General features: G+C 40.4%; 13 protein-coding genes and 1 pseudogene. 2 read left to right on the top strand and 12 right to left on the bottom strand.

Annotated features, from left to right (window positions below; all coding sequences use genetic code 11):
• Window position 1: 1 nt before the first annotated feature.
• From ATE37_RS01335 to ylqF, 7 genes and pseudogenes are all read right to left on the bottom strand, one after another.
• Complete coding sequence (locus tag ATE37_RS01335; protein ID WP_084867284.1) at window positions 2-424, bottom strand: hypothetical protein; 423 nt, start codon at window positions 422-424, stop codon at window positions 2-4.
• A gap of 311 nt (window positions 425-735) precedes the next feature.
• Window positions 736-1,142, bottom strand: a pseudogene (locus ATE37_RS01330) (hypothetical protein).
• 100 nt (window positions 1,143-1,242) lie between these two features.
• Window positions 1,243-1,677 carry a hypothetical protein gene (locus ATE37_RS01325; protein ID WP_084867282.1) on the bottom strand — a complete coding sequence of 145 codons (435 nt, stop codon included), beginning with the start codon at window positions 1,675-1,677 and terminating at the stop codon, window positions 1,243-1,245.
• Window positions 1,678-1,828: 151 nt separating this feature from the next.
• Window positions 1,829-2,575, bottom strand: coding sequence for a CPBP family intramembrane glutamic endopeptidase (locus ATE37_RS01320; protein ID WP_084867280.1), 747 nt, complete (start codon window positions 2,573-2,575; stop codon window positions 1,829-1,831).
• Between the two features lie 51 nt (window positions 2,576-2,626).
• Window positions 2,627-4,177 carry a ClC family H(+)/Cl(-) exchange transporter gene (locus ATE37_RS01315; RefSeq protein ID WP_084867278.1) on the bottom strand — a complete coding sequence of 517 codons (1,551 nt, stop codon included), beginning with the start codon at window positions 4,175-4,177 and terminating at the stop codon, window positions 2,627-2,629.
• Window positions 4,178-4,189: 12 nt separating this feature from the next.
• A complete protein-coding gene (locus ATE37_RS01310) occupies window positions 4,190-4,969 on the bottom strand; it encodes a ribonuclease HII (protein ID WP_084867276.1) in 780 nt (259 codons plus the stop codon).
• Window positions 4,956-5,807, bottom strand: a complete 852-nt coding sequence (ylqF, locus tag ATE37_RS01305; protein ID WP_084867274.1) for a ribosome biogenesis GTPase YlqF — start codon at window positions 5,805-5,807, stop codon at window positions 4,956-4,958. The genes ATE37_RS01310 and ylqF overlap by 14 nt, the downstream gene beginning before the upstream one ends.
• A gap of 211 nt (window positions 5,808-6,018) precedes the next feature.
• Here ylqF and mazE point away from each other — a divergent pair, with 211 nt between their 5' ends.
• Window positions 6,019-6,234: a type II toxin-antitoxin system PemI/MazE family antitoxin gene (mazE, locus tag ATE37_RS01300; RefSeq protein ID WP_001098942.1), complete on the top strand. Its 216-nt coding sequence runs from the start codon at window positions 6,019-6,021 to the stop codon at window positions 6,232-6,234.
• Window positions 6,218-6,574 (top strand): type II toxin-antitoxin system PemK/MazF family toxin, encoded by a 357-nt coding sequence (locus tag ATE37_RS01295; protein WP_084867273.1) that lies wholly within the window; start codon window positions 6,218-6,220, stop codon window positions 6,572-6,574. Before mazE ends, ATE37_RS01295 begins: the two co-directional genes overlap by 17 nt.
• A 34-nt stretch (window positions 6,575-6,608) precedes the next feature.
• Here ATE37_RS01295 and ATE37_RS01290 read toward each other — a convergent pair whose 3' ends face one another.
• The 5 genes from ATE37_RS01290 to ATE37_RS01270 all read right to left on the bottom strand — a co-directional run bounded on the left by ATE37_RS01290 (window position 6,609) and on the right by ATE37_RS01270 (window position 15,907).
• Complete coding sequence (locus ATE37_RS01290) at window positions 6,609-7,787, bottom strand: hypothetical protein (protein ID WP_084867272.1); 1,179 nt, start codon at window positions 7,785-7,787, stop codon at window positions 6,609-6,611.
• A 214-nt stretch (window positions 7,788-8,001) separates the two neighbouring features.
• The gene (addA, locus tag ATE37_RS01285; RefSeq protein WP_084867271.1) at window positions 8,002-11,655 is read right to left on the bottom strand and encodes a helicase-exonuclease AddAB subunit AddA; all 3,654 of its coding nucleotides are present in this window, start codon (window positions 11,653-11,655) and stop codon (window positions 8,002-8,004) included.
• Window positions 11,652-14,927 carry an ATP-dependent nuclease subunit B gene (gene rexB / locus ATE37_RS01280; protein ID WP_084867269.1) on the bottom strand — a complete coding sequence of 1,092 codons (3,276 nt, stop codon included), beginning with the start codon at window positions 14,925-14,927 and terminating at the stop codon, window positions 11,652-11,654. Before rexB ends, addA begins: the two co-directional genes overlap by 4 nt.
• Before the next feature lie 106 nt (window positions 14,928-15,033).
• Window positions 15,034-15,453, bottom strand: a complete 420-nt coding sequence (locus tag ATE37_RS01275; protein ID WP_001138490.1) for an EVE domain-containing protein — start codon at window positions 15,451-15,453, stop codon at window positions 15,034-15,036.
• Window positions 15,446-15,907: a MarR family winged helix-turn-helix transcriptional regulator gene (locus tag ATE37_RS01270; protein WP_084867268.1), complete on the bottom strand. Its 462-nt coding sequence runs from the start codon at window positions 15,905-15,907 to the stop codon at window positions 15,446-15,448. Before ATE37_RS01270 ends, ATE37_RS01275 begins: the two co-directional genes overlap by 8 nt.
• Window positions 15,908-16,017 lie beyond the last annotated feature (110 nt).

Raw genomic sequence — 16,017 nt, 5'->3', positions numbered from 1 at the left:
ATTACTGTTCCCCTCTTTCTTTGCTAGAGTATGTAACCGTAACTGTATTAGTTGTTATTCCTTTTCTTAGGTTAAGAAAATCTCGTTGTCCATAAGTCATACGACCATTGTAATTTTCTATCTCATCTAAGTTATGTGGAATTCCATAGAATATTTTTTCCCCATCTTCAAACAAAATATCAACCTTACAAGACCAGTCACCAGGAGGGTTCGTATATGTTGGATTGGAAATTTTGATTTCTTCTATACCTTCATATGAATTCTTTAAAGCATTCACCAAACTAACTTCATATTCTCTATTTCGACGCTCTTCTTGGGATTTTCCTAACATACTAAATATAAAAACACCTCCTGCTGTAATGGCTACGAGTAACAAAACGATTAGTAGTCTTATATATCTTTTTTTATTGCTGGAAATATTCATTTAAGCTTTTCTCCTTTTCTCTATTCTACTATAATTTAAAGATAAATAACAGTAGAATAGAGAAAATCAAGTCAATTGTCACAGATACTGCATCAAATCCCGATATTCGGTGAGACTTAGTCGCAACAACACGGGATTCTTGATCATCTGAGGTGGTTATAGTGTTAGTTTCGTTTTTAGGATCAATATTAGACTTTTCTACAACCCAACCTGTTTTGTCTTTTTTCTACTTGAAAACTCTTCGTTCACACTATAAACAGCATAATCTTAGTTTAAATTATTCAAGTGTTCATCAGTATATTGGAAATTTATCATAGTTCTCCTTGCTCACTATCAGAATAAGTAATTTTCACTGACTTTAAAGTTTGCCCTTTATGAGTTTCTAAATACTGCCAATCTTCGTTTGTTTCTTGACGTCCACCATAAGATGATTAATTCCATATGAAAGAGTTCTTTCATCTTTAAATTTAATTTCGACATCACAAGACCACGAACCAGGAGGGCTTGTATACTCTGGATTGGAAATTTTGATTTCTTCTATCCCTTCATATGAATTCTTTAAGGCATTAACCAGACTTACTTCATATTCTCTATTTCGACGCTCTTCTTGGGATTTTCCTAACATACTAAATATAAAAATACCTCCTGCTGTGATAGTTGCGAGTAGTAAAACTATGAATAATGGTTTATAGCTTTTTCTTAATCTGTCTTTACTCATTATCATTTCCTCTTTTTCTCAGCATATTCAGCATTGACACTATATACATTCTTCCCGTGGTTTAATTCATTAAGTTGTTTTTCTGTATAATTAAATACCATTAATATTCTCCTTCGTCATTATTAGAATAAGTTACCCTAATTTTCGAAGCAGTTTTACCCTTGTTTTCATTTAAAAATTGTCTATCTTTTACTCTATTTTCCCATTCCAATGAAGTATCTGTTATTTCTTCAGTGTCTAGAGAATATCCAACACCATACTTAATTTTTACTTCATGTTTAAATTTGATTTCTACGTCACAAGACCACGAACCAGGAGGGCTTGTGTATTCTGGATTAGAAATTTTAATCTCTTCAATCCCTTCATAGGAATTCTTTAACGCATTCACCAAACTAACTTCATACTCTCTATTCCGATGTTCTTCTTGCGATTTTCCTAACATACTAAACATAAAAATAGCTCCTGCTGTGATGGTTGCGAGTAACAAAATGATTAGTATTCTTGTATGACTTTTTTTAATTCCAGAATTATTCATTTATGCTTTTCTCCTTTTTCTTATTATACAATATTCTAATCATTCTTTACAAAGTAGGGGGTAAAAATCATACTATATACTGAAAATTAGATTTCTAATTCTTAAAAAACCAAATCTTTTTTGATTTGGTTTTGAAGATTTATATTTAATTTTATTCATACCGACTATACTCATCTTTTTTATGTACTACCATATAGCAGGATACCAAGATGACGAAAATTTTGATTAGGTAGGTTTCGTATCGATTAGTATCTATGGTTAGCTGAGACAAAACGTTAATGATCGAATGTGTCATAACGCAAATCCATAGATTCTTTGTTTTGTTATAAAGAGCTGAGAGTATGAAAGAATTCGTCAGCAATCCAAATAAAAACGGTAGAATTTGCAGAGTTGCTAGGGAACCATCAATATAAAAGAACAACAGATGCCAAATCGCCCAGCTGAAAAAGGTTAGGATTGTTGAGTAAAAATATGGCAACTTTTCTTGTAAAATTGGTTGAAAAACATATCGCCATCCAATCTCTTCTATACCACCAAAGACAATAAATTTGAAGAACATCAAAAATGGGAGATACCAGCTAAATTCTATTATTTTCCCACCAAACATTAGAAAAGAAAAATCAAGGATAATAAGGAAAAAAGATAATAAATAGTGTTTATAACTGGTATGAATGTTAAAAAAATCGTTAACGATCTTTTTAAAAGGAATATGAAAATAGTGATTTGCAACAATAATTCCCCAAAGAGCTGAAGAAATCCCACCTAGAAAGATTCCTAAAATAGTTAATAGATTGGAATGAATAGAAAAAAGATTCAAGAGAAAGAAAAGGAGACAAACTGATATTATTTGGCTAAATGTGCCTAGCAAATATACTGCAATTGCCTTATTTCTTTTCATAGAGAATCCTTTTAAGAATATTTTACGTAAAATAAATTATGTAAACAGAACTTACAACAACAAATCTTTGACTTTTCCAATTTCACTTTTTGGAATCACTAGGTGAATCATATCCCCCAGATACATTCTAGTTGAGCCGTTAACTGTTTGGCTCTTGCCATTATGGACTTGGGTGGTGATGAGTACGTTATGTGGCAAGTTGAGTTCGTGAACCTGTTTTCCAGCGATTTTGTCAGACACAGGGATTTCTATGAGGGTGACTTCTCCTTCGTCTGTTGCTTCTTCTGGCAGCATTTTTTCTAGCATAGCCTCATAGACTGGTGCCCCCTTGAGTAGATCCATGACGATGTAAGCCACCAAGGTCACTAATCCAAGTGGCATGAGGTTGCGAATATCCCCAACCATCTCAGTTACGAGGATCATGGCAGTTAAGGGTGCCTTGGAAATTGCCCCAAAGTAGCCACTCATTCCTAAAATGACAAATATAGGAAACTGCTCCTGACTAACAAGCCCAAGATTGACACAAATGACACCGACTAGGGCACCAAGTAAGGAACCAAGCGCCAAAATGGGTAGGAAAATTCCTCCTGGGAGACCACTTCCATAACTAATCATGCTCCAAACAAAGCGAATCAAAAAGTAAGCTAATAGAATCTGAAAACTAAAATCTAGCTCAGTCAAAGAAAGAACGACCTGATTTCCACCACCAAGAATTTGTGGCAAGAAAATCCCGACTGGTATGATAAGGATAAAGGCTAGGATTGGATAATAAGCTTTATCCAAATGGATTTTTTGACCAATCCAGTCATAAATTCGACCAACATTGAGTACAGCCTTCTCATAGAGAAAACCAGAAAGTCCGAGAAAAACTCCCATAAAGAGGTAAATCCAATACTGGTCTAGGGTCATGAGAGGAATGTTGTCTGGCATATCCAGTACGGGGGTTAGGCCAAATATGAGTAGTGAGACAAAGTTTGCTACGAGACTAGCTGCTAGAGTTGAGACCCAGAAAAAGCGTGAAAAATGGTGATAGACTTCTTCTACAACAAAGAGAAGGCCTGCAATTGGAGCGTTAAAGGCAGCTGCTAGCCCTGCTGCAGCACCACTGGCAATCAGGGAACGTTCCTCTACTGGGCTAGATTTTAGCCACTTGGCAATACCTTTACCACCAACTGCTCCAAGTTGAATACTTGGCCCTTCTCGACCTAGCATAAGGCCACTGGCAATAGCAAGAATACCTAAAATATATTTTTTCCAAAGGACACTCCACCAGTTGAGAGTCATGAGTCCCTTTAGTTCGGCTTCGACTTGAGGAATTCCTGAACCCTTGATATCTTTTTCTGACCGAGTTAGTTTCGCACTTAGCCAGCAAACGAATACATAAAATAGACCAATGATAAAAAGATTGCGCACTAGGTGCGCTGGTTCTTGATAGAGTCCTTGTATCAGATGGAAGCCCTTTTCGATTAAGAAACGAAAGGATCCGACGATTAGCCCGACGACGAGACCAACAATGATCCCTCGTCCAACTTGGGATAATATAGTGCTTGAGGCAAAGGCAAATTCTTTCTTGGAACTGAGTGTTTCTGACTGTTCCTCCATAATCATTTCCTCTTACTTGTCTTTCTTTGTTGAAACCAGTGTTTTGACTGGTTCAAAACTGGTTCGGTGAATTGGGGTGACACCTAGTTTTTCCAGTCCTTCTAGATGTTTTGCTGTTCCATAGCCAGCATTAGCTGTGAAGTCATAGCCGGGATATTGATTGTCATAGTCCTTCATAATATTATCCCGTGTCACCTTGGCCACAATAGATGCGGCCGCAATTGAGAGGGAGTTAGCATCCCCCTTGATAATAGAGGTTTGTGAAATTGGTAACTCCAGTTTCATGGCATCTATCAAGAGATGCTCAGGTTGCGGACTGAGCTGGGAGATTGCTTCTATCATGGCCAGTTTGGTCGCTTCATAGATATTGACTTGGTCAATGATGTGATTATCCTTGATACCAATACCTATTGCCAAGGCTTGGTCTTGAACGGCTTGGTAAATTTCCAAATGTTTCTTCTTAGGAATTTTCTTGCTATCGTTGAGGCCTCTAATCTTACAATTTTTTGGTAAAATAACGGCTGCAGCGACTACAGGTCCAGCCAGAGGACCACGGCCGACCTCGTCAACACCTGCTATTAAGGTCACTCCTTGTTTATAAAGCTCTTTTTCATAGGAAAGCATGGATTCCAAACGAAGGTTTTCATCCAGTTCTACCTGAATAGATTTTTTTCGCTTGCTGATTTCCTTTTGAACTCCAGAACGGGTATCTTTTTCGAATTCTAGAAAAAGAGGATCGTCTAATTCTTTAACACTAGCAAGAAGTTCTTTGATTTCTTTAATCGTCGTCATCGATGTCGTCCAATGTATCTAAGGTGTAGTTACCGAGTTTTCCATCACGGACTTCCTTCACGAAGAGGCTGTAAAAGCGGTCGTAGTCGTCTCGGAAACCGAGAGCACGTGTCATATCCATAATAATAACAGGTGCTTCCTCTTCTATCTTCATTTGTTTGAAGCGTTCAGCTAGCTTTTCTGGATAATGTTTTTTGAAATAATTGAGACCAAAAATAGTCACCTCATCCATAGGAAGCAACTGGTCTTTGATGGCTCCAGTCAAGGCTAGTTTTAGAGCGACAGTTTCATCTTCGAACTTAGGCCAGAGAATCCCTGGTGTGTCTAGGATTTCAAGGTCTTTATTGGTTTTGAGCCATTGTTGCCCCTTGGTAACACCTGGTTTATTGCCGACAACTGCAATCTTTTTCCCAGCCAAACGGTTCATGAGAGTTGACTTGCCGGCATTTGGAATTCCGATAATCATGGTCCGCAAGGTTTCAATCTGGATACCACGTTCCTTCTGGCGTGCAATCTTATCAGCCATGAGCTTTTTAGCCGCATCTGTCACAACTTTTACAGTTACTTGCTCTTTGGAGTTGATAGCCAGAGTTTGGATTCCCTGTGATTCAAAATACTGACGCCATTCTTTGGTCATTGCTGGGTCTGCTAGGTCAGCCTTGTTCAAAATCAAGAGTTTAGGTTTATCACCCACAATCTTGGTTAACATAGGATTTTGACTAGATAAAGGTAGCCGAGCATCCACCAAAATCGTCACAAAATCAACAAATTTTAAATTCTCCTGAACTTGTCGTCGAGCCTTAGACATGTGGCCCGGAAACCATTGAATTGTAGCCATAAATTTCCCTTTCCGACTAAAAAACGTAGTAAAAACGTTTTCTATCTCACTATCTATTCTATCATAAATTAGGAACTTTTGCACAGGCTTTGACCATAACAAATGATAAATAGTAATCGTGTGAAACATCCTTGATGTCAGCAACGATTTACTTGACTTTTTTTGCCGATGGGTATATACTTAGTGTATACAAATTCGTGGAGGTAGAGCGATGAATACAGTAAAGACTCGGAAGGTGGGAAACTCTCTCACTGTGACGATTCCTAAGAATTTGGGGATGACAGAAGGTCAAGAAATGGTTGTCTACAAAGGGATTGACGGAGTCATTGTCTTAGCTCCAAAACTAAAAGATCCTTTTGATGGAATTACTGATTTGAGAATGACAAATGATTTTGAAGGGGTAAGGTCACTTGATAGCGAAATCTGAGTATATTCCTGAAAAGCAGGATATCATTTGGCTGGATTTTGATCCATCAGTTGGTCGAGAAATCCAGAAAAGGCGCCCTGCCTTGGTTGTTTCTAGGAGAGAATATGCCTTGCAAACTGGATTTGTGGCTGTCTGTCCTATCACTCATGGCCAACAACGTTTGGCAGAAAAAGGCTTGCTCGTTCCTGTCTCGTCGGATAAGGTAGATGGTGCTGTCAATCCATTTCAACTGTATACCTTTGATTTTCGGATGCGACATGCTCAAAAAATAACAAGGATGGACACGCAGTGTTTTCAGAAAGTCGTCCAACTTTACCAGTACATCTTTGGAGATACTTAAATCCTACCGTGCATAAACAAGGTAGGATTTTTTTCTATATGAGCAATCTATCTAAAAACGGGTGAAGGCAATTGAGGAGAATTCCTCTAATCCAGCTTTCTTGTGCAGATGATAAATGTTCTGCCTGAAGGCATTCTTTTAGAAAATCGCGGACTTGTTCTGGTGAGATTTCAAACTCAAAGGCTTTCATCTTGTAGAAAAAATCGATGAGATGCTCAGATAAGTATTCATCTGAAAAGCGTACTTCTCCACTTTTTCGAAATTCTAATAAGAGTCGAGAAAATCTAGCTTTTTCATCAGGTAAATCCCGAAAATAAGAATTAAGGAGCCAGGTCTGCTTCTGCTTTCGTTCAATAGGATCCTGACCTGCAATTCGCTGATTCTTTTCCAGCTCCTTTTGGTTTTGTTTAGCCTTGATAGCCCGTTCTTCTCTATTCTTACCAAAGAGGATTTTCTCCCATATTCGTTCTTCTTGGGTCAAGGTTTCTGTAAAGCCAAAGTAATCTTGATAGGCTCGTTCGGCAGGTCCCATGGCAAGAATGAGGTTGTCAGCGTATTGCTTGGCGATTTTATCTCTTTTCTTGCGTTCTTTCTCCGCTTGAATCCGTAAATGCTGCTCGTAGTCGATTTTCTCCTTGCCTAGTTTGACAAGGTAGAGTTGGTCATCTGTCTTACCAAGTAAAAAAGGTTTGATACACTTTTCCAGCACTTCTTCCATACGAGCCTTCTTCTTTGGATCTGCCTTGGTCCAACTTCCGCCTTGAAAGACCTCTAGGAAGAGCTGATAGTCTCTCTCAGGCGCAAAATGATTGCCACGATTGGCTTTGAAAACACCTTTTTCCCAAAACCATTTTAGAAGTCGTTCGTCAAAATCGCTTTTATTAACCTTGATTTTTTCCTTTTTCTGAGCCTTTCTGGTTAGGTTTTCAACTTTTCTGAGTAGTTTTTCTTCCTCTTCTAGTTGCTGATCGAGGCTAATACGATGAAAATGGCGAACACAGTCGCTTCCGATAGGAAACAGACGTTGTCCTGTAACTCCGTTAAAGAGTTCGTAGGCGTATTTGATAGCATTACCGCAGACACAATTGCTACGACCGATACCGTTAAAAATCAAGGAAACTTCATTCCACTCCTTAGTGGCTTGATCCCAAGTATCGGCTTTTGAAGCCTGTAAAACCGCATCGTGCAAGGATTTTCTAACTGGAAGTGTCATGAGGTCTCCTTTCTAATACTCAATGAAAATCAAAAAGCAAACTAGGAAGCTAGCCGCAGGTTGCTCAAAGCACTGCTTTGAGGTTGTAGATAAGACTGACGAAGTCAGCTCAAAACATGGTTTTGAGGTTGTGGATAGAACTGACGAAGTCAGTCACCTATATACGGCAAGGTGAAGCTGACATGGTTTGAATTTGATTTTCGAAGAGTATAAATTATACTTTTACAACTTGAACCTCATCTTTGCCGAGCAAAATCAAGTATTTTTCTATGTTTTCAATCGAATAGGCTCTAGATAAAGCCTCTCCGTATAAGGCTAACTGGCCGCGATAGCGGTCTATAAGTTGACTTGGTTCATCGTAACGGTCAGTCTTGTAGTCGAAAAGAACGATACGATTCTCATAAAGTAGATAGCCATCCAAGATCCCACGAACAACAAAGTCTTCCTGACTCTCTTGATCTTTTTTGAGCATAGAGAAAGGTTGCTCGCGATAAAGATGGTCTGTATTAGCAAGAATTTCCTGACCAAGTGGTGTGTCAAAGAATGCTAGGATTTTAGAAAGATTGATCTTGTCTCTGACTGCTGGACTCGTTTGAACTTGTTTGAGAGTTTCTGTCAGGCTAGCAAGTGTTGGTTGCTGACTAAGGTCCATTCTCTGCATGAGTTCGTGGGTTGCACTACCAATCTCAGCTCCAGTTATCTTTTCTTTAGTTGAAAAATCTGGTAAATCAAAGCTGATTCGCTTTTCCGGTGATGGAGTTTGGTTAGCAATTTCTACCCCTTCCATATCCATAACGGGTTCGTAGAATTTCTTGATTTGGCTTGGGGTTTGAACACTTGGTAGTTCAATGGCTGCGCGGTGGAGACTATTATAAACTTCCACCTCTTTCAGCATTTCCAGAGCTTCTTTGATGGTTTCTGACTGGCGGTTGTCTGCTTGAGAGCTATCTTGGAGAGGGCTCTTGTTTTCCAGTTCTCCGATAGCTTCTCTAGTCAACTGATCTTCGTCAACAAAACGATAACTAAAGTTGAGATTGTCCTTGACAAATACTTTGCTGATAGCCCAGATCCAATCTTGGAAATTTCTTGCTTGCAGTCTGGTATTGCTATCTAATTTTCCGCTCTCAGCTACTGGGTATTCCTTGGCTTCTAGCTTTTCACGAGAACCCTTGCCAACAAGATAGAGCTTTTTCTCAGCTCTCGTCATGGCAACATACAGCAGACGCATCTGTTCAGAATAGCTAGCCAGTTGCAGTTCTTTCTCATTCTGCGTATAGGTCAGGCTAGGAATAGAGAGTTTAATGGTTTTAGGATAGTGTGCTTCCACTGCTCCTGTTTCCACCTTGGCAATGTATTTGACACCAAGCCCATTTTGACGGCTGAGAATGATGTCTGACATGCTGTCTTGCTTGTTGAAGTCCTGATCCATATTGAGGATAAAGACATAAGGAAACTCTAGACCTTTGCTCTTGTGAATGGTCATGAGTTCCACAGCATCTTTAGGCGGTGCGACGGCTACGCTTGCAAGATCATGCTGGGCTTCTAGGACTTGGTCAATCATACGTATAAAACGCGACAATCCCTTGAAATTGCTCTTTTCAAACTGGTCAGCGCGCAGAGCTAGGGCGTAGAGATTGGCCTGTCTGGCTGGACCGTTTGGCAGGGCTCCAACATAGTCATAGTAAAAACGGTCATTATAAATCTTCCAAATCAAGTCATAGAGAGAGTGAGTTTTGGTATATAAGCGCCAAGAATCCAAGATATCCATGAACTGACTTAGTTTTTCAGCTAGAGCGGTGTGGATTAAGTTTTTCTTACTTGTTGCCTGTTTTTGAGCATTGACCAGTTTCTCATAGAGATTTTCTTGGACCTTATCTTCTTTTTTCTGAAGGGACAAGCGTGCCAACTCGTCCTCATCAAAACCAAACATAGGAGACTTCATAAGGGCTACCAAGGCATAGTCTTGCAGGGGATTGTGAATGACACGCAGGGTGTCCAGCATGACTTGTACTTCTAGGGATTGGAGGTAGTTGTTTTGCTCACCGTCGGTTTTAACTGGAATTCCGTACTCAGACAGGGCGAGGAGAATCTGGTCATTTCGACTACGACTGGAAGTCAAAAGGGCTATTTCTTTAAAAGCAACACCTTTTTCTTGATGGAGCTTCAAGATTTCCTTGATAACCAGGCGCATTTCACCAGTTAGTTTCGTATCTGCCTGACTCTCTTCCTCTTCTTGCCCACTATCGTCCTTATCGTAGAGGAGAAATTCTGCCTTGTTGTCTGGATTGGGAGTCAGTTTGGTATTGGCAAAAACAAGCTGGTGCATGCTGTCATAGTTGATTTCACCGACCTCTTGGTCCATAAGGCGTGCAAAAACATCATTGGTTGCAGACAGCACTTCTGAACTGCTACGAAAATTTTCCTTGAGGAGTATCAACTTGCCCTCTTTAGGATTTTGCGCATAGCGTTGGAATTTTTCATTGAAGATCTGAGGATCTGCCTGACGGAAACGGTAGATGGACTGCTTGATATCTCCCACCATAAAGCGATTGTGATCATTCGACAGCAATTCCAGCATTCGTTCTTGAATGTGGTTGGTATCCTGATACTCATCGACCATGACTTCATGGAATCGTTCCTGATAAGCCTCGCGGACTTGTGGGAAATTCTCTAAAATTTCAATGGTGAAATGACTGATATCAGCAAATTCAAAGGCATTTTCCTGACGTTTACGTTCTCGATAAGCCTCCACAAAATCACTCATAAAGGTTTGGAAGGTTTTAGCTAGCTGCCAAGTGGCTTCATGATAACGTTCTTGATAGTCGAGAATGGTTATCTGGTCTGACAGTTGTCCTAGTTTAGCAAACTGAGCCTTTCTCTCATCGTTATAGGCATCAGCCAGTGGCTTCAAATCGGCCTTACGACTAGAATTAGCTAGAGCCCGACCGTTTTTCTCCTTAGAGATGGCGACAATACGCGCAAGCACTGCTTGATAAGCCTGACTATCGGACTCTTGATTTAAGGAGCTAATTTCATCCAAAACCTGTTGAACAGCTTCTAAATAGGCAGCTTTGGGAAACTCCTTGGCATCGTTATCCAGATGATAACGGAAGAAACTTTCCAAGTCCCAAAGCGCCTGCTTGATTTGCTCAGTTAGTTTGTCTTTTTCATTTGCAAAGTCAGCTTCTTCAAACCCTTTGAGAAAAGACTCGTTCAGCCATTTTTGGGGGCTACTGGTGGATTGAAGAAAATCATAGATTTTGTAGACTTGCTGACGCAGACCACGTTCATCCTTGCCACGCCCAGCAAAGTTCTTCACCAAACGGCTAAATTTCTCTTTATTTTCATTTTGGTAATGCTCTTCAAAAACCTGATGAAAAACTTCGTTTTTTAAGAGTAACTGTTCACTTTCATTTTGCAGAATACGGAAGGTCGGTGCGATATCAATCAGATAACCATGCTTGCCAAGGAATTTTTGTGTGAAAGAGTCCATGGTTCCGATGGCAGCGTTTGGTAGGTCCGCCAACTGGCGACCCAAGTGTTGTTTAAGGTCAACATCGCTACTTTCTTGGATTTGTTGGCCGATTTTTTTCTCCAAACGTTCCTTAAGCTCTGTAGCAGCCTTGACTGTAAAAGTCGAGATAAAGAGTTGGCTGATTTCCACACCACGCGCTAACTGATCCAGAATACGCTCGGCCATAACGAAGGTCTTCCCTGAACCAGCAGACGCTGAAACAAGGATATTTTGCCCTGCGGTATAAATGGCTTCGATTTGCTCAGCTGTTTTCTTTTGTTCCTTGTTCGAACTCGCTTCTGCTTCTTGCAGTTTTTGAATCTCTTCCTCAGTTAAAAAGGAAATGGGCTTCATCGATTCAACTCCTCTCTCATTTTCTCAAACCAAGCTTGCTTGAGTTTTTCTCCGACCAGACGCTTGCCATCAGCTAAGTCTAACTTCTCTAGGAAACGAGCTTGACCCAAGTGGTAATTAGCTTCAAAGCCAGTAATAGCCTGATGTTGTTGAACATATGGGGCAATACTTCTGCCGTTTTCTGTGTATGGATTAATGGCAAAATGGCCTTCTAAAATCTTCTCAGCTGCCTTCTTGTAAAGATGGGCATTATAGTCTAGTAGGAGCTGAAATTCCTCATCTGTCAGCTGATTAGCCTTGTTTTTGTTATAAAACTCTCCCAAGTGACTGCTTTCTTTTTCTAAAAAGAGTCCCTGGTATTTCATAGACTTGCTGGCTTCTGCTACTGCTCCAGCCAAACTCTTAACGGTCAGCAGAGATTGGACGGGTTCAGCCATTTCCAAGTACATAGCGCCAAAAAAGTTCTGATCCCCTTCTCTTTTTAGGGCAGCAAGATAGGTTGGCAGTTGGGAATTGAGGCCATTAAAGAAATTCGGAAACTGGAACTGGGTCAAACTAGACTTGTAGTCCACCACTCCTAGCGCACCATCTGCTTTCAGGCGGTCAATGCGGTCAACCTTGCCTCGCACATGGACACTCCGACCATTATCCAATTGAATAAAGGATTGATCTTTACCACCAAATGTTGCTTCCTCTTGGATGGTTTCAATGGCTGGATTATGACGAAGGATGTGACCAGTTGTCCGAGCGACATCAAGCAGGACTTCCTTGGTAAACTGGGCTTCCAAACTTTCTTGATAAATAGCTTCAAATTCGCGTTCTTGGCTGGTTTCCTTGATGGCTTGCTCCAGTCGTTGGTCAAACGGATTTTCAGCAGGTAGTTTCAAGGCACGTTCAAAAATACGGTGCAAGAAATTCCCGTGACTGCGAGCATCCGGACGTAGGCGCAATTCTTCCTGCAAACCTAAGACATAACGGAGGAAATAACTGTATTCATTGCGGTAAAACTCCGTCAAACCAGACGTAGACAGGTAAAACTCCTTGTCAGCGGGATAGAGAGCCTGCAAGGTCTCTTTCTCTAATGGCTTGCTGCTTGGACTAGTTGGGAGTGCTGGATTTGTAAGACCTTTTTGATCAAGTTTTTTCCCCATCACACGCGCTAGAACCTTGACAAAGGTCACATCTTGCTCATTTTCACTAGAACCTGCCTGCTGATGATAGGCCACTAGACTAGACAAGAGACTGTGATAAGAACCCATATCATCCTTAGACAAACTTTTTTGATGAATCTTTTTCTCTATCCGGCTAAATCCAAAACTCACCAGTTCCTGAAGATAAGCCGATTCCTTGCTCTCATTTTCATTGAGGAGACTTGGAGCGGATAACACCAACTGCTTACGAGCAGCATTGACTAAGGAAAGCATGGTATAGCGATTTTTCTTGAGGTTTTCACTACTTGCAATCAGTAATTGCGCTCCCTCTTCAGTCGCTTGGTTTAGACTTTGTCTTTCTTCGTCTGTCAAAAGACTGGTATTTTGCGCGATTTTTGGTAAATGATCTTGAGACAGCCCAATAGCGTAGACAAAGTCAGCAGTCAGTGGTGCGATCAAATCGTAACTCTGCACCAGAACAGTGTCTACTGTTGCTGGAATAGTGCGATACTGAGATAAAGTCATCCCTGAGTGGAGCAAGGCTAGGAAATCCTCTAGACTAACTTGTGAATCGGCAAAAACCGTCGCAAATTGTTCTAAAACATGACAGAACGCCTTCCAAACTTCGGCTTGTCTTTCCTGTTCAAGAGCTTCCATGGTAGCTATCAATTCTTGCATCTGCTTGCTTAAAGCAGCATTTTTTAGAAAAGTATTCCACTTTTGCAAGAGATTTTCAGCCTTTTGCTTCCGACTGGCAAATAAGGTTTCAAGTGGCGCCAAAACTCGCAGACGAAGGGCGTTCAAGTGTTCCAAATCAAATTTTCCATGGTGGGATTTTGTGAAGGTCTGCTGAAAAGCTGGCATGCCATTGATGCCAAGATAGCGGAGATATTGCTCAAAAGCATCAATATCAGCCTGGCTAAGGTCAGTATACAGACCAGTTCTGAGGAGATTAATCAAATCCTCCTGACGGAAACGGTAACGTTTCAAACGCAAAATAGATTCGACATACTGAGTCAAAGGGTGGTGGGCCATGGATTCACTTCTACCTAGATAGAAAGGAATCTGGTACTGGTCAAAAATGGTTTTCAACGATAGCTGGTAAGAAGCCACATCACCCAAGAGAATACGTAAATTATTGTAACTCAGTTCTGGATGGTCATGTAATTTCTGACGAATGCTACGCGCTACTAACTCCAACTCCTCTTTTTGCGTCAAGCAGGACCAGATTTGCAGGTTTTCTCGGTCCTTCTCATCGACATCTAAAGCGAGTTCTGAAAAATCATAAGAAGACTCCAGCAAACGAGATGCCTTGTCAAAACTATCTATTTTCTCATGAGTCTGAGAACGATCCTGAGCAGGTGTTTGGTATTTTGCCCCCAAATGATGAAGAAATTCCACACTGGCTTGGTAGAGATTCCCCTCAGAGAACGGACTGATATAGGCTTTCTTGCTTGCATAGGCCCCAATAACAATCTCGGCACCTTTTCGATGAAGTAGATCCACTACACGCTCTTCCTCAGCAGAAAAACGAGTAAAACCGTCGATAACCAAGGCAAGCTGACTGAAATCACTACTTACCTTGCTATTCTCAATAGCCTCAATTAAATGGGACAACTGACTTCCCTGAGCCAACTGACCTTGATTGAGATAGGCTGTTACTTTCTCAAAAATCAAGAGTAAATCTGCTCTCTTGTCCTCATCCGTCAAACTTTCTAAGTCCAAAAAGCTCATCTGAGCAGTCGTCATCTCATGATAAAGTTCAACCAACTGCTGGATAAATTGAGGATCCTGCTTAATTGCACCATAAACACGTAAGTCCTTGGGATCGAGTTCCGCAAGGCACTTATAAAAAGCCATCCCAAGCCCGATGTCATCTAGACTAGTTCTAGTCGGCAAATCATTCAAGACCAAGTAACGAGCCATCTGAGCAAAGCGCGTAACGGTAATCGCAAAAGAAGCCTGCTGGGACAAGCATTCCAGCACAGCACGTTCCTTTTCAAATGAAAGAGAGTTGGGGGCGATGTAGAAAACCCGCTTGCCAGCAGCAACTAGCTCCTCCGCCTCTCTAGTCAGGATTTCTGTCAAAGAAGTCCGAATATCAGTATAAAGTATTTTCATCTCTGCCTCGTTTGGTTTATCAAAGTTTCTTACTCTATTATAGCAAAGTTCACTTCACAGTCCAAATCCAAAATTCTTGTTGATAATCATTTAACTAGCAAATCAATCATACTTCATCATCCACTTTCATATGATGAAAGATATAGAGGAAAAAGTCTTTGGAAACTTCAAAATGTCCATAACGAAGTCGAGAAGTATAGTCTCTCCATTCAGGATGTTGTCTGGCTATTTCTATGGAACAATCCTTGACTGGTAGATAATACTCGACATTTCGTCTAAAGGGAAAGAATCCTTCAAATTGCTCTACTTGATAGGCTTTGTCATCTATAATTTTACCTACGGCCACAAAAGCCTGTAACTTATCTTGACCATTCATATCGTATTTTGGACTATAGTATAAAAGATAGTCACCTTTTTTCATACGATTTAAGGGGCCGCCCTTTCCATGACAGACCTGACAAAAATTTCCCTCAACTCCTCTTAAAACATGGTTCTTTGAAACAACTCCGACCCAATATCTAGGCATTTTTATCCTCCAACACTGCTAACATGCGATTAAAACTTTCTCTATCGTTAGAAAGTTTTTCAAAAAATTTTTCATCAATCCCTTCTACTAAGGGTAAAGCTTGATTGACCTTCTCCGCGCCAGACTTCGTCACTGAGACCAGTTTTGCCCGACTATCCTTTGGATGTTGATCACGTCTAATGTAGTCCTTCTTCTCCAATAGTCTAACAATCTGGGAAACCGTCATGACATCCATACCAGTGAACCGAGCAATATCAACTTGCGTTACATATTCCTCTCTATTGGTCAGAAACAAGAGCGAAGTCAAAACAATAAATTGGGGCAAAGTGAGGCCAACCGATTTCAAGACTCTTTTTAAATTGCTTTCCCACTTGTTGTAAACTTTGATGAAAAGAAGACCTGTAGACTCTGTTTCATCATTTTTGTAAATTGAATTAAAATAATACTTTGACATTATTTCTCCTTGAATATTAAGTATACATATTATATAAGATTTTATTTTCTTTTTCAAGAAAAGGAAAGTCAAATGTTACTATTCTGTCAGACATTTCATAGTCTATATGC

Origin of the sequence: Streptococcus oralis subsp. tigurinus (genome assembly GCF_002093575.1) — a bacterium.
Lineage (GTDB): Bacteria > Bacillota > Bacilli > Lactobacillales > Streptococcaceae > Streptococcus > Streptococcus oralis_CH.
This window is presented reverse-complemented; position numbering and strand designations above follow the sequence as displayed.